At 36.9% G+C, this 23,199-nt stretch carries 18 protein-coding genes; 11 read left to right on the forward strand and 7 right to left on the reverse strand.

The features are described 5' to 3' along the window. Positions 1 to 11: 11 nt before the first annotated feature. A complete protein-coding gene (cphA, locus tag AN34_RS03050) occupies positions 12 to 2,627 on the reverse strand; it encodes a cyanophycin synthetase (RefSeq protein WP_029282183.1) in 2,616 nt (871 codons plus the stop codon). Positions 2,628 to 2,922: 295 nt separating this feature from the next. Between cphA and AN34_RS03055 the strand changes: the two genes are divergently transcribed. The 4 genes from AN34_RS03055 (at position 2,923) to AN34_RS03070 (ending at position 7,974) form a co-directional block, all read left to right on the forward strand. Continuing rightward, positions 2,923 to 3,798 (forward strand): cyanophycinase, encoded by an 876-nt coding sequence (locus tag AN34_RS03055; RefSeq protein WP_029282184.1) that lies wholly within the window; start codon positions 2,923 to 2,925, stop codon positions 3,796 to 3,798. Positions 3,799 to 3,957: 159 nt separating this feature from the next. Then, on the forward strand, positions 3,958 to 4,800 hold the full coding sequence (locus AN34_RS03060; RefSeq protein WP_029282186.1) for an isoaspartyl peptidase/L-asparaginase: 843 nt from the start codon (positions 3,958 to 3,960) through the stop codon (positions 4,798 to 4,800). A gap of 29 nt (positions 4,801 to 4,829) precedes the next feature. Further along, the gene (locus tag AN34_RS03065) at positions 4,830 to 5,510 is read left to right on the forward strand and encodes a tol-pal system YbgF family protein (protein ID WP_029282188.1); all 681 of its coding nucleotides are present in this window, start codon (positions 4,830 to 4,832) and stop codon (positions 5,508 to 5,510) included. A gap of 298 nt (positions 5,511 to 5,808) precedes the next feature. Then, a complete protein-coding gene (locus AN34_RS03070; protein WP_231625471.1) occupies positions 5,809 to 7,974 on the forward strand; it encodes a carboxy terminal-processing peptidase in 2,166 nt (721 codons plus the stop codon). Positions 7,975 to 8,067: 93 nt separating this feature from the next. Here AN34_RS03070 and AN34_RS03075 read toward each other — a convergent pair whose 3' ends face one another. From AN34_RS03075 to AN34_RS03085, 3 genes are all read right to left on the reverse strand, one after another. Then, entirely contained in the window at positions 8,068 to 8,985 is a 918-nt protein-coding gene (locus AN34_RS03075) for an AraC family transcriptional regulator (protein ID WP_029282192.1), read from the reverse strand. A gap of 9 nt (positions 8,986 to 8,994) precedes the next feature. Further along, positions 8,995 to 9,888 carry an SDR family oxidoreductase gene (locus AN34_RS03080; RefSeq protein ID WP_029282194.1) on the reverse strand — a complete coding sequence of 298 codons (894 nt, stop codon included), beginning with the start codon at positions 9,886 to 9,888 and terminating at the stop codon, positions 8,995 to 8,997. Positions 9,889 to 10,102: 214 nt separating this feature from the next. After that, entirely contained in the window at positions 10,103 to 11,035 is a 933-nt protein-coding gene (locus AN34_RS03085; RefSeq protein WP_029282196.1) for an SPFH domain-containing protein, read from the reverse strand. An 86-nt stretch (positions 11,036 to 11,121) separates the two neighbouring features. Between AN34_RS03085 and AN34_RS03090 the strand changes: the two genes are divergently transcribed. Together AN34_RS03090 and AN34_RS03095 are read left to right on the forward strand one after the other, a co-directional pair. Beyond that, on the forward strand, positions 11,122 to 13,164 hold the full coding sequence (locus tag AN34_RS03090; protein ID WP_029282198.1) for a M13 family metallopeptidase: 2,043 nt from the start codon (positions 11,122 to 11,124) through the stop codon (positions 13,162 to 13,164). 109 nt (positions 13,165 to 13,273) lie between these two features. Next, the gene (locus AN34_RS03095) at positions 13,274 to 13,459 is read left to right on the forward strand and encodes a hypothetical protein (RefSeq protein WP_029282200.1); all 186 of its coding nucleotides are present in this window, start codon (positions 13,274 to 13,276) and stop codon (positions 13,457 to 13,459) included. 294 nt (positions 13,460 to 13,753) lie between these two features. Here AN34_RS03095 and AN34_RS03105 read toward each other — a convergent pair whose 3' ends face one another. From AN34_RS03105 to AN34_RS03115, 3 genes are all read right to left on the reverse strand, one after another. Next, the gene (locus AN34_RS03105; RefSeq protein WP_029282204.1) at positions 13,754 to 13,939 is read right to left on the reverse strand and encodes a hypothetical protein; all 186 of its coding nucleotides are present in this window, start codon (positions 13,937 to 13,939) and stop codon (positions 13,754 to 13,756) included. A gap of 43 nt (positions 13,940 to 13,982) precedes the next feature. Further along, entirely contained in the window at positions 13,983 to 15,080 is a 1,098-nt protein-coding gene (locus AN34_RS03110; RefSeq protein WP_029282205.1) for a CapA family protein, read from the reverse strand. A 95-nt stretch (positions 15,081 to 15,175) separates the two neighbouring features. After that, positions 15,176 to 15,733: a C40 family peptidase gene (locus AN34_RS03115; protein WP_029282207.1), complete on the reverse strand. Its 558-nt coding sequence runs from the start codon at positions 15,731 to 15,733 to the stop codon at positions 15,176 to 15,178. Between the two features lie 613 nt (positions 15,734 to 16,346). Between AN34_RS03115 and pdhA the strand changes: the two genes are divergently transcribed. The 5 genes from pdhA (at position 16,347) to AN34_RS03140 (ending at position 23,148) form a co-directional block, all read left to right on the forward strand. After that, complete coding sequence (gene pdhA / locus AN34_RS03120) at positions 16,347 to 17,342, forward strand: pyruvate dehydrogenase (acetyl-transferring) E1 component subunit alpha (RefSeq protein ID WP_029282209.1); 996 nt, start codon at positions 16,347 to 16,349, stop codon at positions 17,340 to 17,342. 30 nt (positions 17,343 to 17,372) lie between these two features. Continuing rightward, a complete protein-coding gene (locus AN34_RS03125; RefSeq protein WP_029282210.1) occupies positions 17,373 to 19,064 on the forward strand; it encodes a pyruvate dehydrogenase complex dihydrolipoamide acetyltransferase in 1,692 nt (563 codons plus the stop codon). A gap of 144 nt (positions 19,065 to 19,208) precedes the next feature. Next, positions 19,209 to 20,990 (forward strand): DUF885 family protein, encoded by a 1,782-nt coding sequence (locus tag AN34_RS03130; protein ID WP_029282212.1) that lies wholly within the window; start codon positions 19,209 to 19,211, stop codon positions 20,988 to 20,990. 257 nt (positions 20,991 to 21,247) lie between these two features. Further along, entirely contained in the window at positions 21,248 to 22,378 is a 1,131-nt protein-coding gene (locus AN34_RS03135; RefSeq protein ID WP_051666180.1) for a Fic family protein, read from the forward strand. A 218-nt stretch (positions 22,379 to 22,596) separates the two neighbouring features. Further along, complete coding sequence (locus AN34_RS03140; RefSeq protein ID WP_029282217.1) at positions 22,597 to 23,148, forward strand: cupin domain-containing protein; 552 nt, start codon at positions 22,597 to 22,599, stop codon at positions 23,146 to 23,148. Positions 23,149 to 23,199: the final 51 nt, after the last annotated feature.

Raw genomic sequence — 23,199 nt, forward strand, 5'->3', positions numbered from 1 at the left:
CCTTTTTATTTTTAAGATTCCAACTCTCTATCCAGGTGTTCAGTTACCCTTTGAATGGTGTTATCTATGGTATTACTTAGTATGGTTAAGTACGATCCTTTTTTAGCAGAATCAATGGCAATTTGTAAACACTCCGTGCTTCTATTGTTAATGATGATTTCCTTATTTGGGTCAACCTCCTTAATGCCTCGAATCAATAAATTGATCAGTTCATCTTGCTTACGGCCACGCAGGTATTTCTCCTGACAGATATAAATTTTATCGAACATTTGAGCAGATATGCGTGCGGTTTCAATAATATCTTCATCACGTCTGTCGCCCGTTCCTGAAATGATGCCAACATGTTCGGTGGCTTCAACACTTTGTAAATAGGCTTTAACACCATTAAATCCATCCGGATTGTGTGCAAAGTCTACCAGTACTTTGAAGTCTTTGAATCTGAAAACATTCATTCTACCTGGCGTATGTGCTGCAGATGGAATAAAAGTTTCAAGTGCTAAGCGAATGTCTTCAGGTTTATAACCCCATAAATATGTTGCTAAAGTTGCAGCCAGAACATTCTGAATCATAAAGTTTACTGCCCCACCAAAAGTTAGAGGTATATGCGTTGCTTTATCAACCCTTAGTTTCCAATCACCTGTTTTGATGGTGATATAGCCATTTTCATATATTGCTGCGATACCACCTTTTCTGCAATGCTCCTTAATTACCGGATTGTTTTCATCCATACTAAAATAAGCTACATTACAACGGGCATCTCTGGCAATTTTAACACAATAACCATTGTCTGCATTTAATACGGCCCAACCTTTACGGCGTACGGCCCCAACAACTACAGCCTTTACCCTTGTTAAATCATCAAGATTATGAATATCAGAAATACCCAAATGATCTTCCTGAATATTCGTTACAACACCAATATCACATGCATTAAATCCCAATCCAGCTCTTAATATTCCACCACGTGCCGTTTCCAGTACTGCAAATTCAACGGTTGGATCTTTTAAAATAAATTCAGCACTTACCGGTCCAGTGGTATCGCCTTTCATTAACATCGTGTTATGAACATATACCCCATCACTGGTGGTGTAACCTACGCGTTTACCATTACTCCTGATGATATGGGCAATTAAACGTGTTGTTGTCGTTTTTCCATTGGTTCCGGTTACCGCAATAATAGGTATTTGAGATAACCTTCCTTGCGGATAAAGCATATCTACAACAGATGCAGCAACGTTTCTAGGTAAGCCTTCGCTTGGTGCCAAATGCATTCTGAAACCTGGAGCGGCATTCACTTCTAATACTACGCCTCCATTTTCTGTTAATGGCTGAGTAAGGTTTTGCGCCATGATATCAATGCCACAGATATCTAAGCCAATCACCCTGGAAATTCTTTCGCAGATAAATATATTTTGCGGATGAACAATGTCGGTAACGTCTATGGATGTACCACCAGTACTTAAATTAGCCGTTGATTTCAGGTAAACAATTTCTCCTTTTTCAGGAATGGTTTCCAGCGTATATTCTTTTTTGGCCAGCAAATCCAATGTATCACGATCGACAGCAATCTCTGTTAACACATTTTCATGCCCATAACCACGGCGAGGATCTTCATTTTCCTTATCAATTAATTCCTGGATGGTGTGAATGCCATTTCCCAGAACATGGGCTGGATCACGTTGTGCTGCGGCAACTACTTTATGGTCAATAACCAGCACACGAAAGTCAAAACCGGTAATGAACTTTTCAATGATAACCCGGCGGGAATATGTTTTAGCATATTCAAAGGCTTCTTTAGCCACTTCCATCGTTTTGATATTGATGGTAGCGCCTTTTCCATGATTGCCATCCAATGGTTTAAAAACCAATGGAAAGCCAACTTTTAGAACAGCAGCTTCTAAGTCTTCCGGATCTGAAATGGTTACGCCAGAAGCCACTGGAATAGCGGCTTCGGTTAACAAACGTTTGGTTTCTTCTTTATTACTGGCAATATCTACAGCAATGCTACTGGTTTTTTCGGTCATGGTAGCCCTGAAGCGAACCTGATTCTTACCATAACCCAGTTGTACTAATGAACTCTTATTTAATCTGATCCATGGAATGTTTCTACTCACCGCCTCCTGAACAATTGATCCGGTACTTGGGCCAAGTGCTTCCAGTTCACGGATTTCTTTCATCCTCCTGATGTCATGTTCTAAATCATATTCTTCATTATCAATCAGGGCCTGGGCTATTTTTACAGCAGCTTCAGCAGCATAAACCCCTACTTTTTCTTCCAGGTAACTAAATACTACATTATAAATGCCTTCAGTTTTAGTTTGGCGGGTTCTACCAAAACCTGTTTCCATTCCAGCTATGGTTTGAATTTCCAGGGCAATATGCTCAATAACATGTCCCATCCAGGTGCCTTCTTTCACACGTGTGAAGAAACCACCCTCAACACCTTTAGAGCAACGATGGGTAAACATACTAGGAAGTAACTTCTCTATTCGCTCACTAAATCCATCAATCAGGTTGGTTGGCCTTTGCTCTAGTTCCTCTAAATCCAGTCTCATCTGGATGAGTTTTTTGCGGTTTATCGACCATATATTTGGCCCTCTTAATACTTGGATGTTATATATCTTCATGTAATGTTTTGTCGTTTTTATTTAAAAGCATGGATTTTGGGCAGATCTTTTTTCAACCTAGAGATGCTAAAATTGATGATTGTAAATTATGCATTTATTTTGAAAATTGGCAAATCAAATAGCTAAATGAATTTCTTAGGCTATTTGTTTTATTTTCAGGTATAACTTTAACCCAAATTCTTCATAATTATTTCAACCATTGTTAATAAATGCATATTTATTGACAAAAAAAGTCGTGTTTTTTATCTTAAGCTGATATATTTGGGTTTTTTGATAGAATATTAATACACACAAAATGGTTCCAAAAGGCAAACTCATCATTATTGGAGGCGCAATAAATACAGGCAGCTTTGCTGAAACGCAATTTGGATTGCCTGAAAACATGAATTTTTTCGAACGGGGAATTTTAAAAAGAATCACTACAGAATCAATTAAAGATCTTGATTCGCGTTTCGAAATTATCACTACGGCGTCCTTAATGCCTGAGAAAGTTGGCGAAGAATACATTAAAGCCTATGCGCAGCTAGATGTGCATAATGTTGGGGTATTAAATATTACCAATCGTGAAGAGGCTAATGCTGACGACAATTGTGAAAGAATTAGAGCTGCTGAAGTAATCATTTTTACTGGCGGAGACCAGTTAAGGTTGTCATCGATTTTTGGAGGGACAAAAATTCATCAGATTTTGATTGATAAATATAAAACAGAGCCTGTAGTTATTGCCGGTACCTCAGCCGGTGCTGCAGCAAGTTCTAAAAATATGATTTATCAGGGTAGCAGTAAGGATGCCTTGCTTAAAGGCGAAGTAAAAATTACTGGCGGATTGGGATTTATCGATGATGTAATTGTTGATACGCACTTTGTTCAGCGTGGACGAATTGGAAGATTACTTTATGCAGCAGCCAGTAATCCTGGAATTTTGGGTATTGGCTTGGGTGAAGATACTGGATTATTTATCTCGGATGGACACATCATGGAGGCCATTGGTTCAGGCATGGTAATTCTGGTTGATGGCCGTCAAATGGCTGATACCAATTTAACTGATGTAGAAATGGGGCAACCTGTATCAATCAAAAACATGGTTGTGCATGTAATGTGTGATGGCGATGTTTATGATCTCACTGATCACAGTCTCATAATCCATCATCCTAAAGTTATTCCAATAGGATAGAGGCAGTTTTAGTTTGCAATTTTCAGTTAACAATTTACAGTTTGCAGATAACGCTTAACAATTTTTAGATAACCATTACAAACCAGGCTTGATACTTGATAACCCATTCTTGATACTTGATACTCACATCTTGATACTCAATACTCACATCTCGATAAAATGAAACTAATAATACATGGTGGCTTTTTCAGCGAGTCATCAACCAATCAGGAAACTAAAAGAGCTAAACAAGATGCACTTGCCAATATCGTGAAGCTTGGTTATGCCTATTTAGAAAATCATTCGGCACTTGAAACGGTTGTTTACACTGTTGCTTTATTGGAAGATAATGAATTGTTTAATGCAGGAATAGGCTCGCAAATTCAAAGTGATGGAAAAGTGCGACTGAGTGCTTCCTTAATGGATGGAAAAACAGAAAAGTTTAGTGGTGTAATTAATGTTGAGGGTGTAAAAAATCCGATTCAAATTGCACAAAGTTTATTGCCATATGATGACCGTGTGCTAAGTGGTAATGGAGCGCAAAACTTTGCACGTGAAAATGGTTTTGAATATTTTAATCCGATTACTCCGCAAAGACAGTCTGAATATGAAGCAAAACTAAACCAGCAAAATAATAAAGGAACAGTTGGTTGTGTAGCTTTAGATGCAGAAGGAAATATTGCGGCGGCTACATCTACAGGCGGTAAAGGATTTGAAATTCCTTGTAGAGTAAGTGACTCAGCAACTGTAGCAGGTAACTATGCCAATCAGTTTGCGGGTATTTCATGCACTGGTGTTGGTGAAGACATTGTAAGTGGTTCATTGGCCTCAAAAATAGTGACCAGGGTTACGGATGGATTCTCTCTAAAAGATGCATGTGATAAATCATTTGTAGAGCTCCAATCATTTGATGGTTTTGCAGGCGTTATTGGCATCTCCAATACAGGAGAAATTTATCATTGTGATTCACACCCTTACATGGTTTGGGCATCTTTCGATGTTAATTTACAGGTATTTAGCTAAAGTTAAATATAAAGTATTATTTTTGTTGCATGTCCAAAATTGTATTGGCTCTTGTAAGCCTTTTTGCCTCATTTCAAATACATGCTCAAGATCTTGATGCCCAACAGCCAAATGCGGGAAATGCGATAACGATAGCCGTTTCTAAATTTGATCTGGTAGATGGCAATTCTTTTTACGAAGAAGCGGAGAGTTTCGAAAGAAAAGGCGATTTTAATGAGGCATTAACCTTATTTGGTAAAGCTGCTTTCGAATACATATCTGTTAAAAATTTTAACAGATATGGTCAGGCCATAATTAAAATGAGCAACATGCATTATATGCTGGGTCGTTTTGGCGATGCAGAGCAAATCTTGTTGAACGTTGCCCTTAAAAATTATTCAAAAATGGGCAGTAGAAATGGCCTCATGAATACTTATGGCTTGCTTGGTAAGGTATACCTGGCCAATAATAAATCTACACAATCGATGTGGTTTTACACCCAGCAGGGCATGTTGGCTAAACAGTTAAAAAGCAATAATTCATATTTAGAATCCATTTTGGGCATTGTACAGGTCAAAATTAAAAAGAAGGATTTTACGCTTGCTTTGAGAGATCTTAAAACAGCAGAATGGTTTGCTAATTCGGTCAAAATTACGCAATTCAAAAGCCAGATCCGCGATGCCAGAGAAGTGATTTCTAATAAGACCACTTCAAAAACAACTCTTAAGTAGACCTTATTTTTCTAATTTTAATGGAATAAGTTGGGCTAATTACCCTTCGACATTTTTGCAACAGGTGGTTTCCATTTTTTTAGCCAATTACCCCTAAAAGGTCTACTGTTTAATATCTTAAAACAAAATAATTTAAATTACGTTAGCATTTAAGAATTGTTAAATAAGAAGCTTTTGGTTAGATTTGATCAGTTTTAACAAGAGACGGTAATAATGCTGTCTCTTTTTTGTTTTTTTGTTAAAATGGTATCATATTGGCTATATAGAATTAGAAATGGATTTTAAATCATTTAAAGAGATGTTGAAGAGAGTATTTTTTGTAATTTTTACTGCCGCAGTGATTGCATGTCACGCCGCTCCGAAGCCTCAGCCAATAGTTGATGGCATTGCCAATGTTATGCCTGATCAGCAGCAACAACTCGTAATTAAAGAAGTAGTAAACCTGATTGAAAGTTATAACTATAAGAAAGTTCAGGTGAATGATTCCATCTCTTCACTTATTTTAGATAAATATATTAAAGCCCTAGATCAGGGTAAAAACTATTTTTTAGCTTCTGATATTAAGGAGTTTGAAAAGTACAGGTATACGCTGGATGACGATTTCAAAAATGGAGACTTAAGTGGTCCATTTTACATTTATAATGTTTATGCAAAACGTTTAAATGAATATTTTACATACTCTTTAGCGCAGATCAAAAATAAGTACGACTTTAATCAGAATGATACATATGTGTACGATCGTGAAAAAATGCCTTGGGCCGTATCTACCGCTGCTTTAAATGATACCTGGAAAAAACGTGTTAAATACGAACTGGTTAATTTGAATCTAGCAGGTTCTGCTGAAGCAAAAAATGTAGAGACACTAACTAAACGTTATCAAAATCTAAAGTCACAGATCGCTAAAAATAACAATCAGGATGTTTTTCAAATCCTGATGGATGCTTTTACAGAATCAATTGATCCACACACCAACTATTTCGTTCCGGCGAGAGCAACTGAGTTTAATGAAGAAATGTCTCGTTCATTCGAAGGAATTGGGGCCCGCTTACAATTGGAAAATGAAGTGGTTAAAATCGCAGAAATTATTCCGGGTGGACCAGCGTTCAAAGGAAAGCAGTTAAGCGCAGGCGATAGAATTATTGCTGTTGCACAAGGCAATGAAGATTTTGTGGATATTGTTGGCTGGAGATTAGACGCAACAGTAAGCAAAATTAAAGGTCCGAAGGGAACTAAGGTTCGTTTAAAAGTAATTCCGGTTGGAAAAGAGATGTCGTCAAAACCTGTGATCATCGAAATGATGAGAGAAAAGGTTATTCTGGAAGATCAATCTGCCAAGAAAAAAGTAAAAACCATCAATTCAAACGGTAAGGATTACAAAGTGGGTATCATTTCTTTACCTGCATTTTATGCTGATTTTAAAGCAGCAAATGCTGGTGATAAAAATTATAAAAGTACCACAAGAGATGTTAGAAAACTTATTGATTCCTTAAAAAATATTGATAAGGTTGATGCCATATTGATGGATTTACGTGGAAACGGTGGTGGTTCATTAGTAGAAGCCATTTCATTAACTGGTTTATTTATTGATAAAGGTCCTGTTGTACAGGTAAAAGATTTACGTGGTAAGATCGAGGTCGATGAAGATGAAAATTCAGGTGTAGCATGGGATGGACCATTTGGTGTAATGGTTGACCGTTTAAGTGCTTCGGCATCCGAGATTTTTGCTGGTGCAATTCAGGATTACGGACGTGGAATTATCATGGGCAGCCAAACTTATGGTAAAGGAACGGTTCAATCATCTATAGATTTAAATAAATTGGTTAACCCAGGCATGTTACAGAAAATTGCTGGTCTGGTTACCAGAGATAAAACGCTTGGTACTTCCCCTAATGGAACAAGTGCCGCTGATATTAACTTAGGTCAGATTAACCTGACCATGGCTAAGTTTTATCGTGTGGCCGGGAGCAGTACCCAGCATAAAGGGGTAATGCCAGATGTTGTTTTCCCATCTGTATATCCAATGGATAAAATAGGAGAGGATACCGAACCATCTGCTTTGCCTTGGGATGTTATTCCAAGTTCTAGCTTTACTGCCGTAGCAAATCTATCAGCTGTAAAGGCGGGATTAATGAAAAATAGTGAGCAGCGAATTGCAAATTCTTTAGATTTTAAATATTTGAAGGAAGATATTGTTGAATTGAAAAAAAGAGATAAAGAAGTATCTGTTCCTTTAAACGAGACTAAGCTAAAAGCTGAACGTGATGCTCAGGAAGCAAAGTCTTTAGCCAGACAGAATGATTTAAGGGCTTTAAGAGGTTTGCCAGCCATTAAAAAAGGAGAGAAAGTAACTAAACAAGATTCTTTTGACTTTATAGAAGATGAATCTTTAAAAGTGATGGGCGATTTCATGCAGCAATCTGGTAACTATGTTATGAACTTAGGTACACCTGCGCAGAAGTTATAATCAATTAATTAAGTAAGTAAAAAGCGGGCTGTCTGGAATCAGGCAGCCCGCTTTCTTGTATGAAGATTTTAGCACTTATTTCAGTTTCTGATATTAATTAAAAGATTGCCTGAATGCCGATGGTGTGAGGTTGGTTTTGGTTTTAAATAATTTAGTGAAAGACTGTAAATGCCCGAAACCAAGAGCATAAGCAATTTCACTAACTGATAAATCTGTTGTTGAAAGCTTCTCTTTAGCCAAATCAATCAGTTTCTGATGAAGATATTGCTGCATATTTAGACCAATAAGTGTTTTTAATAATCCAGAAAGATAGCCTGCTGAAATATTTAGTTTTTCGGCAATATAAGTTACAGTGGGTAAGCCTTTGCTGGCAAGATCTTCTTTTAAATAGTTATTAATCACATTTTCCAATCGATCGAGTATTTCATGGTTACTCGCTTTGCGTGTAATGAACTGGCGTTGGTAAAAACGTTGCGCATAATTTAGCAGTAGGGCAATTTGAGCGATGATTACATTTTGGGTAAAGCTATCTATATTGCTATTTGTTTCAAATATCAATTGTTGGATAATGGTGTTTAATGTGATTTCTTCATTTTCTGCTACGTGTAGGGCTTCAAATAATGTGTAATCAAAAAAGTCGTAATCTTTTATTGTCTTAGCCAAAGGTGTGTTCCAAAGTAAATCTGAATGGAAGAGAATCATCCACCCGGTTGGACGATGAATCCTATCTTCGTGAACCTCAACCGTAAAAACCTGCCCTGGGGCCATAAAAAATAATACACCATCATCAAAATCGCTCATTTGCTGGCCATACTTAATTTTAGCATCAGGAACACGCTTCAGCGCGATGGAATAAAAGTCAAAAATCATGGTATTCGAAAGGCCATTTACAGGCATTTTTACGTCTTCAAGGTTAACCACACTCACCAGCGGATGCCCCGGTTTTGGCAATCCGGCAAGTTTATGATATTCTGATATCGTTTTAAATCGGTATCTGATCGAATTTTTCATTGATACAATTTACTTAAAATAAATCTCTTGTTTCAAATCCTGAATTAAGGTTTGATGTTTTGGTTCCCAACCTAATCGCTCACGAGTTAAGCTTGCTGAAGCAGGACCATCTATGCTTACGAAATGTTCAAACCAGGTAAAATGGGCTGCAGCTTCCTGTTTTGATTTAGAGATAACTGGCAACCCTAGTTGCTTGCCAATAGCTTCAGCAATTGTTTTAATCTCTATTGATTCTTCTGCCACGCCATGAAAACGAGCACCTGGGCTGGCCTGTTCTAAAGCCAATCTAAAAAGCACTGCGGCATCCAAACGATGAACGGCAGTCCAACGGTTTTTCCCATCACCAACATAAGCAGATGAACCTGTTTTACGGGCAATTTCAATTAGTATAGGTACGAAGCCATGGAAATCACCTTCTCCATGTACCGATGGAGATAGGCGAACAACGGATACACAAACATTCTTTGCGGCAAGGGCATCAACTGCTTTTTCTGATGCAATCCTGGGATTTAGACCACCATAATCAGGTAGTTTATCTTCCGTAGCAAGTTCATCAGGGCTAACGATTAGTGTGCCTGAAGTAACAATAAAGGGGCGATTGGTTCCCACAAGTATATTTCCTATGGTTTCTATAGCGATGCGATCAATCTCACATACGGCTTTAAAACGGGTAAAATCATGAATAAACCCTAAATGTATAATCCCATCAGCAGCGTTTGCACCCTGGCGTAAACTTTCCAGGTCTTCCAAATCACCTCTATGCACTTCGGCTCCTGCCAGCAATAGTGCTTTCGCTGCAGCCTCATTGCGGGCTAAGCCCAATACCTGATGCCCGGCATTAATTAATTCTTTTACCACGGCTGAACCAACAAAACCTGTTGCTCCTGTTACAAAAACTTTCATAGCGAATTGTTTTAATTTCTTAAATAATGTTATATGAGTTTGGATAGGAGTTATCATATAAATTGCTCCCAAATCACTATACAAAACTCCATCCTTTTTAAGGATACAATTTAGCCAAATCCATTTTTCATTTAGCTAAAACACATCTTATGGCTGATGCACAAAAAAAGCTGATGCGTTTTATGCATCAGCCTGTATTAGAAGTTAAATTTGCTTAAACTTTCTTTGCATTATTCTGATTTTGCTGCATGGCCATCATTTCTTTCATGGTTTTGTTCATGCCTTCGGTACTGCCATCAAGAAAAATAACGTTTCCTTCACTGTACTCTGCAAACTGTTTAATGGCTTCCGTCCACATGGTAAATAAGATTACAGAAGTGTCCAGATTGGCTTGCTGCATTTCATGTGCGGCATTAGTCATACCCTTTGCTACCTCTTCTCTAAATAAGGCAATTCCCTGCCCACGAAGTTGTGCCGCTTCGCGTTCTGCTGTTGCAGCAATTTTAATCGCATTACCGTCTGCTTCTGCACCTTTGGTTTTGGTAATTAATAAAGCCTGACCTTCATTTTCGGCAGCTGCCTTTAAGTTATTTGAAGCCACCACGCGGCTCATGGAGCGCATAATTTCTTCATCGAAAGTAATATCGTTCAATTGCAAATCTTGTAAATGATAACCCCAGCCATCCAAAACCTGATCTATTTGTTCTTTAACATGCAATACAATTTCATTGCGCTGTGCTAGCACGTTGGCCTGTTTTTGAGTGGCTACATATGCCCGGATAGAACCCTCAATGGTTCTAATTAAGGCTTGCATTAAATTGGTGGCATCAACAAATTTAAAGGCTACGTTTTTGATGGTTTCCTCATCCTGGTTTACAACAGAATATAAAAGCATCGCCTTGAAATAAACATTTGCCTGATCTTGTGTTACCGCTTGAAAAGATAATTCAACGGAGCGATTTTGAATAGAGATTCGCGAATAGATTTGTTCAATAAGCGGTATTTTGAAATTTAATCCTGGCCTTAGTTGCCTGCGATATTTTCCGAAAACAGTTACCACAGCTATAGTTCCTTGCTTTACCGTAACAAACGAGCTAAACAGAATTACAATTCCGAGAAAGATAACGATGTAAATGATGTATTGCATAATTAGATTTTTTTTGAAGTTAAAAAAAAATCATACAAATTACATGAAGCTTTTTGTAGCTTTATTTTTTCCTAACTTAATATTACATGAAAAAGAATTTATTTCTTCCTGCGGCGGCAATATTGTTATTTGCGGCTTGTCAGAATGATAAAAACCATCAGGCTACAGAAACAGATCAGAGAACTGTATTTTTTGATACTGCCGGAATGGATTCGACAGTAAAACCAGGCGATAACTTTTTCCTTTACGCCAATGGAAAATGGATGAAAAATGCGAAAATCCCACAAACGGAAACGGGATGGGGCTCTTTCTATACTTTATATAACGATAATCTTAAAAATTTAAGAACCATTCTGGAAAATGCTGCCAAAAGCAATGTTGCAAAAGGAAGTAATGAACAAAAGGTTGGTGATTTTTATGCCAGTGGAATGGATTCTTTAACCATTGAAAAGCTTGGTGTAATGCCTGTAAAACCGCTCCTGGCCAAAATTGATGGTATTAAAAATGATGAGGATCTCATTAATTTCGTATCTGAAGGTTTTAAAAATGGCCAGGGAGATTTATTCGGTTTTGGTGTTGATCCGGATGATAAAATGAGTTCCAAAAACGTACTTATTTTTACTCAAACCGGGCTCAATTTACCAGAACGTAGTTATTATCTCGATCAGGATGATAAGGCTAAAAAAATCAGATCTGAATATTTAAAGTACATCACCAAAGTGTTTAGCCTTTCCGGAGATTCTACTCAAGCTTCAACCTATGCAGACCATATTCTAAAGCTAGAAACTATGCTGGCAAAATCACACTCAACACCAGTTGAATTGCGTGATCCGCAGAAAAACTATAATAAGCTGGCAGTTGCAGATTTTCAGAAACAAATTCCAAATATCAATTTTAATACGGTACTGAAGAATATTGGAGCATCAACAGATAGCATCATTGTTAGACAGCCAAAATACTACCAAACATTATCAACTTTGATTAAAAGCCAGCCTATTGAAACCTGGAAAGAAAAATTAAAGTTTGATGCATTAAATAATGCCGCAAATGCACTGACCAAAGCATTTAGAACGGCAAAATTTGAGTTCTTTAGTAAAACATTGTATGGTCAGCTTGCACAAACTGAAAGATGGAAAACAATGGTTAACAATACGGATAATAACCTTGGCGATTTATTAGGACAGCTTTATGCCGAACAATATTTTAAGCCTGAAGCTAAAAAACGGATGCTTGAACTGGTTAATAACCTGCAGAAGGTATATGAAGAACGAATTAAAAAAGTAGATTGGATGTCTGCCGAAACCAAGAAAAAAGCCCTTGAAAAGTTAAATGCCTTTATAAAAAAAATAGGCTATCCTGATCAGTGGAAAAAGTATGATGATGTAGAAATTTCAAGAAATACCTATTTCGCTAACCTTCAATCGGCCAGAAAACACAGTTATAAAGAAATGATGGCTAAGTTGGGTAAAACAGTTGATAAAACAGAATGGTTTATGACACCTCCAACAGTAAATGCATATTATAATCCGGCTTATAACGAAATTGTGTTTCCGGCAGGGATTTTACAATTTCCATTCTTCGCTTTCAATGCAGATGATGCCATTAACTATGGTGCTATTGGTGCAGTTATCGGTCATGAGATGACGCATGGATTTGACGATCAGGGCAGACAATACGATGCTGCAGGTAATTTAAAAGAGTGGTGGACAAAAGAAGATGCTGCGAAATTTAAAACCAAAGCTGATAAGGTGGTTGCGCTATATGATAAGTTTACGCTTTTGGATAACCAACATGTAAATGGTGCCTTAACTTTGGGTGAAAACCTAGCCGATATTGGTGGTTTAAATATTGCATATGATGCCTTTAAATTAACAGACCAAGCCAAAAGCGATAAAAAGATCGACGGCTTTACACCAGATCAGCGTTTCTTTTTAGGTTTCGCACAGGTTTGGAGAATGAAAACCAGAGATGAATCGATGCGTGTTCGCATTAAAACAGATCCACATAGTCCGGAAATGTTTAGGGTTAATGGTACAGTTTATAATATGGAAGCTTTTTATAAGGCATTCAACATACCAAGTACAGCAAAAATGTATTTAGCACCAGAAAATAGGTTAGGTGTTTGGTAATTCATAAAAAACTGAATATAAGCCACGTTTCTAAAAAGATCGTGGCTTTTTTGTGCACTTTAAAACAAAAGTAAGAATTTGTTGTATTTAATCTATTAATCTAAAATCAATGAACATAAAACGCACTTTTGGAACTATATTAACTATTCTTGGAATTGTTGGACTTATCTACGCCGGATACGGATTTGTAAACCACAGCACAGCTACAAGAGGATTATTCGTATATGGAATTATTGGATTGATATTTTTCGTTTCAGGAATTGGGCTTGTTAAAAATACCAAAGACGAGAGTTAAGCCTACACTGATCAGAATCTCCTGAATTTTAAATAGCTATATTTTAGTATAGTGTTTCTTTAAATAATACTGATGGTGATCATGATTGCAGTCATGATTCAATATGAAAGAATGATGTTAATAACATCTTATTCTCCATATTTAAAATCCAATATAAAATATATTACGATAGCTAAACTTATCAATATAATTGGTGCCAATTTATTTGATGGAGAAAATGCCATAAAAATTGGTAAAATAATTGCGGGCAAAAGAAGGACATTACCCTTATGTTTGATCCATTTATCTTTCATATTATGATCGTTTTCTTTTGTGCTTAATAATCTGATATTGGCTAAACGCAACAACGCATCCTGCTAATATAATCACTCCTGCAGATAAAAGGTTTTTAGGATTTTGGTTGATATAATAAGCCGCAACCAAAACTAAAATTGCAGCAGCAATTCCAATAATATAATGAAGTATCAATCCTTTTTTCATAAACAAAGATTCGTAAATAAACTGTAACTGTTGTAACAGGAAGTTAATTTTTTAAGGTAATCCTATTATTTTCAAAGTTCAGCTGGTGACCTGTAAAATCGATATCCGTTAAGGATTTAATGCGTTTAAAGGCACCTTGGTTTTCATCTAATGTTAAACGGTTAATTTTGTCCTGTTTAACAGAAGTTATATCAGCAAATAAGAAATCGCCTTTTGCATTTATTTTTAATTGAAGTAATGGAGCAATTCCATTATTGCCTTTTAGGCTAAACATGCCATAAGTACAAAAATTACCCAAACTATAAGCAATAAATTTATGCTTATAAACCTCAACAGCTCGGGTAACATGCGGGCCATGACCTAAAACTACATCTGCACCAGCATCAATGACGGCATGTGCAAAGGCATATACATTTCCACGGTTTTCATTATAGAAAATTTCATTTTTACGGGGTACATGCTCAAAGCGTGCTCCTTCACCGCCACCATGAAAAGATACAATTACAATGTCTGCCATGGTTTTGAGACGGGTAACCAAAGCTTTGGCATCAGCTACTTTATTAATGGAAACAGTATTCTCATTTGGAGCAAAGGCGCAAAAAGCATATTTAATACTATCCTTTTCAAAAATTTCGAAAGGTTTATTGAGTTGACCTGCATAATGAATTTGTAAGGAATCTAAAATCCTCGCAGTATTTTTCCTACCCTTGGCATCAAAATCGCCAACATGATTATTCGCAATACTCAATACGTTGAAGCCAGCCTTTTTATAAATTCCGGCATAACGTTCAGGCATTCTGAAAGCATAACAATTGTTTGGATTAATCCCATTACATTTTGTAGAGTTTCCGGAGTTTAAAAAGCAACCTTCAAGGTTTCCAAACACAATATCACCTTTTAATAAGCTGTCCACAGCCTGAAAACTATTTACCGCGTCATCTGGAGGAAGGTTTTCTTTTGAGGGGAAAGCTGAACCGAGCATTATATCGCCCACAGCAGTAATGGAGATGGTATCTTTAATTTTTCTGATCAAAGTATCCTGCTTTTGTACCGACACTTTAACCTGTGCATCATTGCTTGTGCAGCTAATGAAAATAACGATAGCAATAAAAGAAAATAAGAGTGTGTTATAAAATTTCATTATAATTTTTGGTGTATAAAAAAATCCTCCAAAATTACTTCTGGAGGATTATATCTATTCAATCTAGGATTGTAAATCTACAACCTTAAATCGTATTATTCTACTGTAAATTCCTTTTTGAAGGATTCCAATACCCGGCCGCCCTTATAAAAATAACGACTGTAGTATGGCTCGTTTAAATTGCTGATTACCACACCTCGTGAACTTGATGCATGCGCAAATCTGTTATCACCTAAATAAATTCCTACATGAGATATACTTCTGCTTCTAATCTTGAAAAAAACCAGGTCTCCCTCTTTTAAATCTTCTTTAGATAACGGGTCTACCATGCTGAAGATATCACGTGAATTTCTTCTGATTGTGGTGTTGAAAACTTTGTCGTATATCGCTTTGGTAAAAGCAGAACAATCAATCCCTTTTTTGCTTGAACCACCATAACTGTAAGGTGTTCCAATCCATTCGTAAATAAATTTATATAATTTTAAATTCGAAGTCGCATCTACCGCTACACCCATTACTTGAGAAAAGTACTGTGAAGCTAAGTTGTCAGGATCATTTAAGTCTTTACCAGATTCTTTTGTTTTTGTTTGCGCAAATGCGGCTGAGAACGTGCAAATAGCGATTAAGGATGAAAACAAAAATTTTTTAATCATGTTATACAGTTATGTTTGGGTATTCACTTACACAGTAACGTAAACCATTTTGGCTTATTGTTGATTGTCAAAGGTATCAATTATACAAATGTCATCCAAATGTTTGTGTTAAAAAGCAAAAGTTATTAACATCTCCACGTTGTGACATGTTGGTAAACGATATTTTAAAGTTAAAATTATCTCGCTAAAGAAAAGAATTTTGAAGGGTTTTTTAATATGATTGTACTTAAGGTTGTAAATAATGGCTAAATTAATCAGTATTTATCATGTTAGGGTCTAATCCCTTTAAAAGCGCAAACTAATTTCTGGATTTTTTTGACAGCGGTGCCTTGCTTATGATGTGTTTGAAGTGCAGTTTGTTAATTGTGGCAGGATAAAGTTTTGCAGAATAAAATTTCATAATCATTAGAATAAGGAATTTGTTAAATTGTGAAATTAATCATCTGTGAAATTGCCTTTCTAGAGGAATAAGTAGATATGAAGCCCAAATGGTTAAGTAACAAAAGTTAAATGTAATTTCATAGCTGATATTATGATGTTTTTACATTAGAAAGTGCCAAAAATTATAATAAAAAAATTAGATTTGCTGTCGCAAAAAAACAAATACCCTAAAATGAGTGCAGTAGAAATAAATAAAGATACCTGGTTAAAGTGGTTTGAGTCGATGTTGCTAATGCGCAAGTTCGAAGAGAAAACTGGCCAGTTATACGGACAACAAAAAATACGTGGCTTTTGTCATTTATACATTGGACAAGAAGCTGTGGTTGCAGGAGCAATATCTGCAATGCAAAAAGGTGATTCGATGATTACTACCTATCGCGATCATGCTCATGCTTTAGCTTTAGGTGTAAGTGCCGATAGCATTATGGCAGAAATGTATGGTAAAGCTACAGGTTGCTCTAAAGGTAAAGGTGGTTCTATGCACATGTTTAGCAAAGAACATAATTTTTATGGTGGCCATGCAATTGTTGGAGGTCAGATTCCATTAGGTGCTGGTGTTGCTTTTGCAGAAAAATACAAAGGAACAGATAATGTTAATATTTGTTACATGGGCGATGGCGCAGTACGTCAGGGTGCATTAAACGAAACCTTTAACATGGCTATGTTGTGGAAATTGCCAGTAATTTTTGTTTGTGAAAATAATGGTTATGCAATGGGTACTTCGGTACAACGTACTACAAACATGACTGATATTTATAAAATTGGTTTAGGTTTTGATATGCCTTGTGCGCCAGTTGATGGGATGGATCCGGTTGCCGTTCACAATGCAATGGACGAAGCTATTCAACGTGCCCGTAAAGGTGAGGGGCCAACTTTCTTAGAAATGAGAACTTATCGTTACCGCGGTCACTCTATGTCTGATCCGGCTAAATATCGTACTAAAGAAGAATTAGAAGATTATAAAGCTAAAGATCCTGTTGAACTGGCAAGAGAAACGATCCTGAAAGAAAAATATGCGGATGAGGCATGGATTGAAGAAGTAGAAACGAAAGTTAAAGCGATAGTAGATCAGGCCGTAAAATTTGCTGAAGAATCTCCATGGCCGGAAGTTTCCGAATTATACAAAGATGTATACATGACGGAAAACTATCCTTATGTAATGGACTAATATTTTAAAGATTTCAATTAATTAGATATAATGGCTGAGGTAATTAAAATGCCCAAAATGAGCGACACCATGACCGAAGGGGTTTTGGCGAAGTGGCATAAAAAAGTGGGCGATAAAGTGAAAAGCGGCGATGTTTTGGCAGAAGTAGAAACTGACAAGGCAACAATGGATATGGAATCTTACTGGGATGGTACCCTTTTATACATTGGTGTAGAAGAAGGAACCGCTGTTCCTGTTGATGCGGTTATGGCCGTTATTGGTAAAGAGGGTGAAGATTACAAAGCGGCTTTAGAAACAGAAAAAGGTGGTGCAGAAGCTGAAAGCGAAAAGCCAAAAGCTGAAAGTGCTAATGCGTCTAAGGCTGAAGATAAAAAAGAAGAAGCTGCTCCTGCACAAGGTGGTGGTTTAAGTGAAGAAGAATTGGCAGAAAAAGGTGTTACAGTAATTCGGATGCCTTTGCTAAGTGATACCATGACAGAAGGCGTAATTGCTGAATGGCATAAAAAAGTTGGTGATAAAGTAAAAGATGATGATGTTTTAGCTGATGTAGAAACCGATAAGGCGACTATGGAAGTGATGGGTTATGCAACGGGTACTTTACTGCACATTGGTGTTGAAAAAGGTTCAGCTGCTAAAGTAAATGGTATTATTGCCATTGTTGGTCCGGAAGGAACAGACGTTAGCGGAATCTTAGCTGGAGGAGCTCAAAGCGCTAAGCCTAAAGCTGAAAGCGAAGAAAAAACCGAAGCCCCTAAAGAAGAGAAAGAAACAACAACTTCTGATGCAACTTCAGCTCCGGTTGCAGAAGGTTCTTCTGATAGCCGTGTAAAAGCATCTCCTTTAGCAAAGAAAATTGCCAAAGACAAAGGCATTGATTTATCGCAGGTTGCTGGTAGTGCTGAAGGTGGTAGAATCATTAAAAAAGATATCGAAAACTTCAAGGCGCCACAAGCAGAAAGCGAAAAGCCAAAAGCAGAAAGCAGCGAGCAACCTAAAGCAGTTGCAGCAGCCGCTCCGGTAATTCCTACTTTTGTTGGTGAGATTAAATTTACTGAGCAACCTGTTTCGCAAATGCGTAAAGTAATTGCCAAACGTTTAGCTGAAAGTTTATTCACTGCTCCACATTTCTACTTAACAGTAAGTATTGATATGGATAATGCAATGGCTGCCCGTACTGCAATCAATGCTGTTGCTCCAGTTAAAGTTTCATTCAACGATATCGTAATCAAAGCAGTTGCTGTAGCATTGAAGAAACACCCTGCAGTTAACTCATCATGGGGCGGAGATAAAATCCGTTTCAATGAACATACCAATATTGGTGTAGCGATGGCTGTTGAAGATGGTTTATTAGTGCCTGTTGTGCGTTTTGCCGATGGTAAATCATTATCACATATTTCAGCTGAAGTAAAAGATTTTGGTGGTAAAGCAAAAGCTAAAAAATTACAACCAGCAGATTGGGAAGGTTCTACCTTCACGGTATCTAATTTAGGTATGTTTGGTATTGATGAATTTACTTCAATCATCAATTCTCCTGACGGTGCAATTTTATCGGTAGGTGCAATTCAGCAAGTTCCGGTAGTGAAAAATGGAGCAGTTGTTCCAGGTAACGTAATGAAGTTGACTTTAGGTTGCGATCACCGTGTGGTTGATGGTGCAACCGGAGCACAGTTCTTGCAAACCTTAAAAGGGTTATTAGAAGAGCCAATCAGATTATTGGCGTAGTGTGAATTGTCATCCTGAGCTTGTCGAAGGATCTCATAAATAACAAAAGCCATCCTCAAAAAGGATGGCTTTTTTGCGTTCAATACCATTTCTACATTTGGATGATAATTTTACTATTTTTGAAGAGACCTTAACTCCAACTTAATGAAAAAAATAACTTTTTTCGCACTTTGTGCTATTGCGTTACTATCCTGCAAGCAAAAAAACAAACAGGATAATGCAGTTAATAATCCACAGTTTGCTGCAATGTGCGAGCAATATTATCAGGAAGGTTTAAAGCTTAACCCTATTGGCGCAACCTATATTGGAGATGAGCATTATAATGATCTTTTGCCGAATGATGGTTCGCAGACATTTATCCGATCGGTGAAAGACTATAACCAACGTTATCTTGATAGTTTAGGTAAGTATGACCGGGAGGAATTATCTTCAGAAAATGATAAACTTTCTTATGATTATCTGAAAGATCAATTGAGTATTAACCTGGAGGGATTAAAATACCATTCAGAATATCTTCCCTTTAACCAGATGTTTGCTTTACCACTAACCATCGGGCAGTTAGGATCCGGTACTGGTGCGCAGCCCTTCAAAACTGTGAAAAATTATGAAGACTGGCTGAAACGGGTAACTGCATTTTCAGTGTGGGCCGATACGGCAATTGCTAATTTTAAGAAAGGCGCAAAAGCAGGTATAGTGTTGCCGAAAGCACTTGTCGTTAAAATGATTCCTCAAATGCAGAGCATGGTAGTTTCTAATCCTGAAAAGAGTCTTTTTTATGGTCCGATAAATGCCTTGCCTGAAAGTTTTTCAGCCGCTGATAAACAAAAAATTACAGCAGAATACCGCAATGCAATTACCAACGTCATCGTTCCGACTTATAAAAAGTTAGGTGATTTTCTTCAGCATGAATACTTGCCTAAAGCCAGAACAACTTCTGGATATTCGGCCATGCCGGGCGGTTTGGCATGGTATACTTACCTGGTAAAACAACAAACCACGACCAATAAGACGCCTGAGGAAATTTATCAAACGGGATTAAAAGAGGTGGCACGGATTAAGGGACAAATGGATAGTATCAAAAACCTGGTTGGTTTTAAGGGTGATTTAAAAGCATTTTTTGAATACATGAAAACGGATAAGAAATTTATGCCTTATCAAACACCAAAAGAAGTTTTAGCTGCTTTTGAAAGCATCCATCAACGGATGAAACCGAATTTAAAAAAGATGTTTGACGTGGAGCCAAAAACACCTTTTGAGATTCGCCAGACGGAAGCTTTCAGGGCTGCCTCTGCAAGTGCTGAATATAATCAGGGTTCAGCTGATGGTAAACGCCCAGGGGTATTTTATGTGCCCATTCTGGATGCCAGGACATTTAATACGACTTCAGGAATGGAGTCTCTATTTTTACATGAAGCTATTCCGGGTCACCATTACCAGATTTCTTTAACTCAGGAAAATAAGTTGCTTCCAAACTTCCGCCGTTTTGGTGGTCATAATGCTTATGTTGAGGGTTGGGCACTTTATTGCGAATCTTTAGGAAAGGAACTAGGTTTATATCAGGATCCTTATCAGCATATGGGTGCTTTGGGTGATGAAATGCACCGGGCGATTCGTTTGGTTGTTGATGTTGCCATTCACACGAAAAATATGAGCAGGGAACAAGCTATTAAATATATGACGGATCATGAAGCAATCAGTACAGAAGGTGCTACAGCTGAAATTGAGCGTTATATGGGAATTCCTGCGCAAGCCTTGGGTTATAAAACTGGAGCAATGAAAATCCGCGAACTGAGAAGTAAATATGAGAAACAACTAGGGGCGAAGTTTAAGTTAGCGTCCTTCCACACGGCAGTTTTAAAGGATGGTTCTTTCCCGCTTTCGGTATTTGAATCCAAAATGGATGCATGGGCGGAAGGACAAAAGTAGATATGTTGTCACTTCTAATCTCATAGTGAGTTTGTCGAAGTTATGCTAAGCATTTAGATAAGATAAGTATGACAATCTATGGTTATTTTGATAAGTGTTTTTTAAAGGTTATTTGGTCAAAGCTTAACTAGCATGAGCAATATTTTAAATGAGCTAATCAATAACGTGGGCTATTTTTCTAATTATTGGTCCACGTTATATGGTGCATGGACAAAAAATGCTTAAATTAGCCCATGTATTAATATTATAGATTACAAATGGCTAAACTACATAAGATACCAAATTTGCCATTACAACAGGATGTTGAAACAAAGGCCGTATTAAAAAGACTTAATATGGTACGTTCTGCATTAGCTGGATTGAATGGGGTAGCAGAAAGTATCCCAAATGAAAGGATAATATTGAATACTCTTTCTTTACAGGAAGCAAAGGATAGTTCTGCAATAGAAAACATTGTTACTACACATGACGAGCTTTATACTAGCGATAGCATTACTCGTCAATTTACCAGTCAAGCGGCGAAAGAAGTTTATAATTATGCACAAGCTCTTCTGGAAGGGTTTGATCAGGTTAGAGAAAGTGGACTCATCACCATAAATCACATTCTTAAACTGCAAGCCTTGCTTGAAGAAAATGATGCCGGATTTAGGAAAGTACCGGGAACTGCTTTAAAGAATGATCTGACGGGTGAGACTGTGTATACTCCACCTCAGGAACATGATAAAATCATTGAATTAATGAGTAATCTTGAAACATTCATTAATGATGGAGAACTCACTGATCTTGATCCGGTTGTGAAAATGGCCATTATCCACCATCAATTTGAAAGTATCCATCCATTTTATGATGGAAATGGAAGAACCGGACGTATTATAAACATTCTATATCTGATAAAAGAAAACTTGCTTAAGTTGCCAATACTTTACTTAAGTAGATATATTAATCAAAATAAAACAACCTATTATCATTTGTTGCAAGAAACAAGGGAAACTAATAATTGGGAGCCATGGATTCTGTATATGCTTGATGCTGTTGAAGAAACCGCATTACAAACTTCATATATTATTAAGGAAATCAAAAAGCTTATGTTACTTCATAAACAAAAAATCCGATCTGAGCTTCCCAAAATCTATTCACAAGACTTGATTAATAGTCTTTTCAAACATCCTTATACGAAAATCGAGTTCATAAAAAATGATCTTAGAATAGCAAGAAAAACTGCAGGGAGATATCTTGATCAACTTTGTGAAACAGGATTAATTACAAAGAATAAGATTGGAAAGGAAAATTATTATTTTAATAATGATTTAATTGAACTTCTCATTAATGTGAGCAGTTTAAAAAAGGAAAAGGTTGAGCGCATCAACATTATAACTGAACACAATTAAATTTTTAAATGGCATAAACGTGGGTCAAAAAATAAAAAAAAGACACACGTTTTTAGTATGTGGACAAAATATATAAAAATTGACCCACGTAAGTCTTAATGATTTGAGAAGCCCACTTGCCTGTAAAGCAGATGTAAATCCTTCAAAAGATTAAGCATCTTCAATAAACAGAACAAACCCTTTCCATCTTGCTTTGTTAATAAATAAACATCATAATTATGAACAAAGAAAAATTAATACAGGAAGCTTACCTTGTATCACATACAATAGCGGAAAATGGAGACTTTCCCAATAATCCAAAATTACCTTTAATGATTTATAAAGGAGCTTTTCTGATTCATCCTGATGAGACCGAAGAAGCGATTAAAAAAGTCTTCGCCCAGAACGGATATACAAATGCCTGGGTAGATGGAATTTTTGATTACCAACATTATCATAGCAATACTCACGAAGTGATGGGCGTTTACTGCGGTAAAGCAGAAGTTCAGTTTGGTGGGGAACATGGCGTATGCATTGAACTTGATAAAGGTGATGTTGTGATGATCCCGGCAGGTGTAGCACACATGAAATTGCATGCTAGTAAAGACTTTACCGTTGTTGGGGCTTATCCAAATGGAGCAGAGTATAATATGAAATACGGTAAGCCTGAAGAGCGCCCGCAAGCTGATGAAGAAATTGCTAATGTGAAAAATCCAGATAATGATCCTGTTTATGGTAGTAAAGGTCATTTATTCGAATGCTGGTACAACCAAAAATGCGCAAATGTTTAAAACTCTTTCCAATTAACCGTCTAAAATTCTTTAATTTTCGGGTTTTAAATC

Source organism: Pedobacter sp. R20-19 (assembly GCF_000708265.2).
Taxonomy (GTDB): Bacteria; Bacteroidota; Bacteroidia; order Sphingobacteriales; family Sphingobacteriaceae; genus Pedobacter.

Bases quoted from the DNA above. Each gene is read 5' to 3' on its own strand.
- cphA (WP_029282183.1), bottom strand. From the start codon at position 2,627: ATGAAGATATATAACATCCAAGTATTAAGAGGGCCAAATATATGGTCG.
- AN34_RS03055 (WP_029282184.1), top strand. From the start codon at position 2,923: ATGGTTCCAAAAGGCAAACTCATCATTATTGGAGGCGCAATAAATACA.
- AN34_RS03060 (WP_029282186.1), top strand. From the start codon at position 3,958: ATGAAACTAATAATACATGGTGGCTTTTTCAGCGAGTCATCAACCAAT.
- AN34_RS03065 (WP_029282188.1), top strand. From the start codon at position 4,830: ATGTCCAAAATTGTATTGGCTCTTGTAAGCCTTTTTGCCTCATTTCAA.
- AN34_RS03070 (WP_231625471.1), top strand. From the start codon at position 5,809: ATGTTGAAGAGAGTATTTTTTGTAATTTTTACTGCCGCAGTGATTGCA.
- AN34_RS03075 (WP_029282192.1), bottom strand. From the start codon at position 8,985: ATGAAAAATTCGATCAGATACCGATTTAAAACGATATCAGAATATCAT.
- AN34_RS03080 (WP_029282194.1), bottom strand. From the start codon at position 9,888: ATGAAAGTTTTTGTAACAGGAGCAACAGGTTTTGTTGGTTCAGCCGTG.
- AN34_RS03085 (WP_029282196.1), bottom strand. From the start codon at position 11,035: ATGCAATACATCATTTACATCGTTATCTTTCTCGGAATTGTAATTCTG.
- AN34_RS03090 (WP_029282198.1), top strand. From the start codon at position 11,122: ATGAAAAAGAATTTATTTCTTCCTGCGGCGGCAATATTGTTATTTGCG.
- AN34_RS03095 (WP_029282200.1), top strand. From the start codon at position 13,274: ATGAACATAAAACGCACTTTTGGAACTATATTAACTATTCTTGGAATT.
- AN34_RS03105 (WP_029282204.1), bottom strand. From the start codon at position 13,939: ATGAAAAAAGGATTGATACTTCATTATATTATTGGAATTGCTGCTGCA.
- AN34_RS03110 (WP_029282205.1), bottom strand. From the start codon at position 15,080: ATGAAATTTTATAACACACTCTTATTTTCTTTTATTGCTATCGTTATT.
- AN34_RS03115 (WP_029282207.1), bottom strand. From the start codon at position 15,733: ATGATTAAAAAATTTTTGTTTTCATCCTTAATCGCTATTTGCACGTTC.
- pdhA (WP_029282209.1), top strand. From the start codon at position 16,347: ATGAGTGCAGTAGAAATAAATAAAGATACCTGGTTAAAGTGGTTTGAG.
- AN34_RS03125 (WP_029282210.1), top strand. From the start codon at position 17,373: ATGGCTGAGGTAATTAAAATGCCCAAAATGAGCGACACCATGACCGAA.
- AN34_RS03130 (WP_029282212.1), top strand. From the start codon at position 19,209: ATGAAAAAAATAACTTTTTTCGCACTTTGTGCTATTGCGTTACTATCC.
- AN34_RS03135 (WP_051666180.1), top strand. From the start codon at position 21,248: ATGGCTAAACTACATAAGATACCAAATTTGCCATTACAACAGGATGTT.
- AN34_RS03140 (WP_029282217.1), top strand. From the start codon at position 22,597: ATGAACAAAGAAAAATTAATACAGGAAGCTTACCTTGTATCACATACA.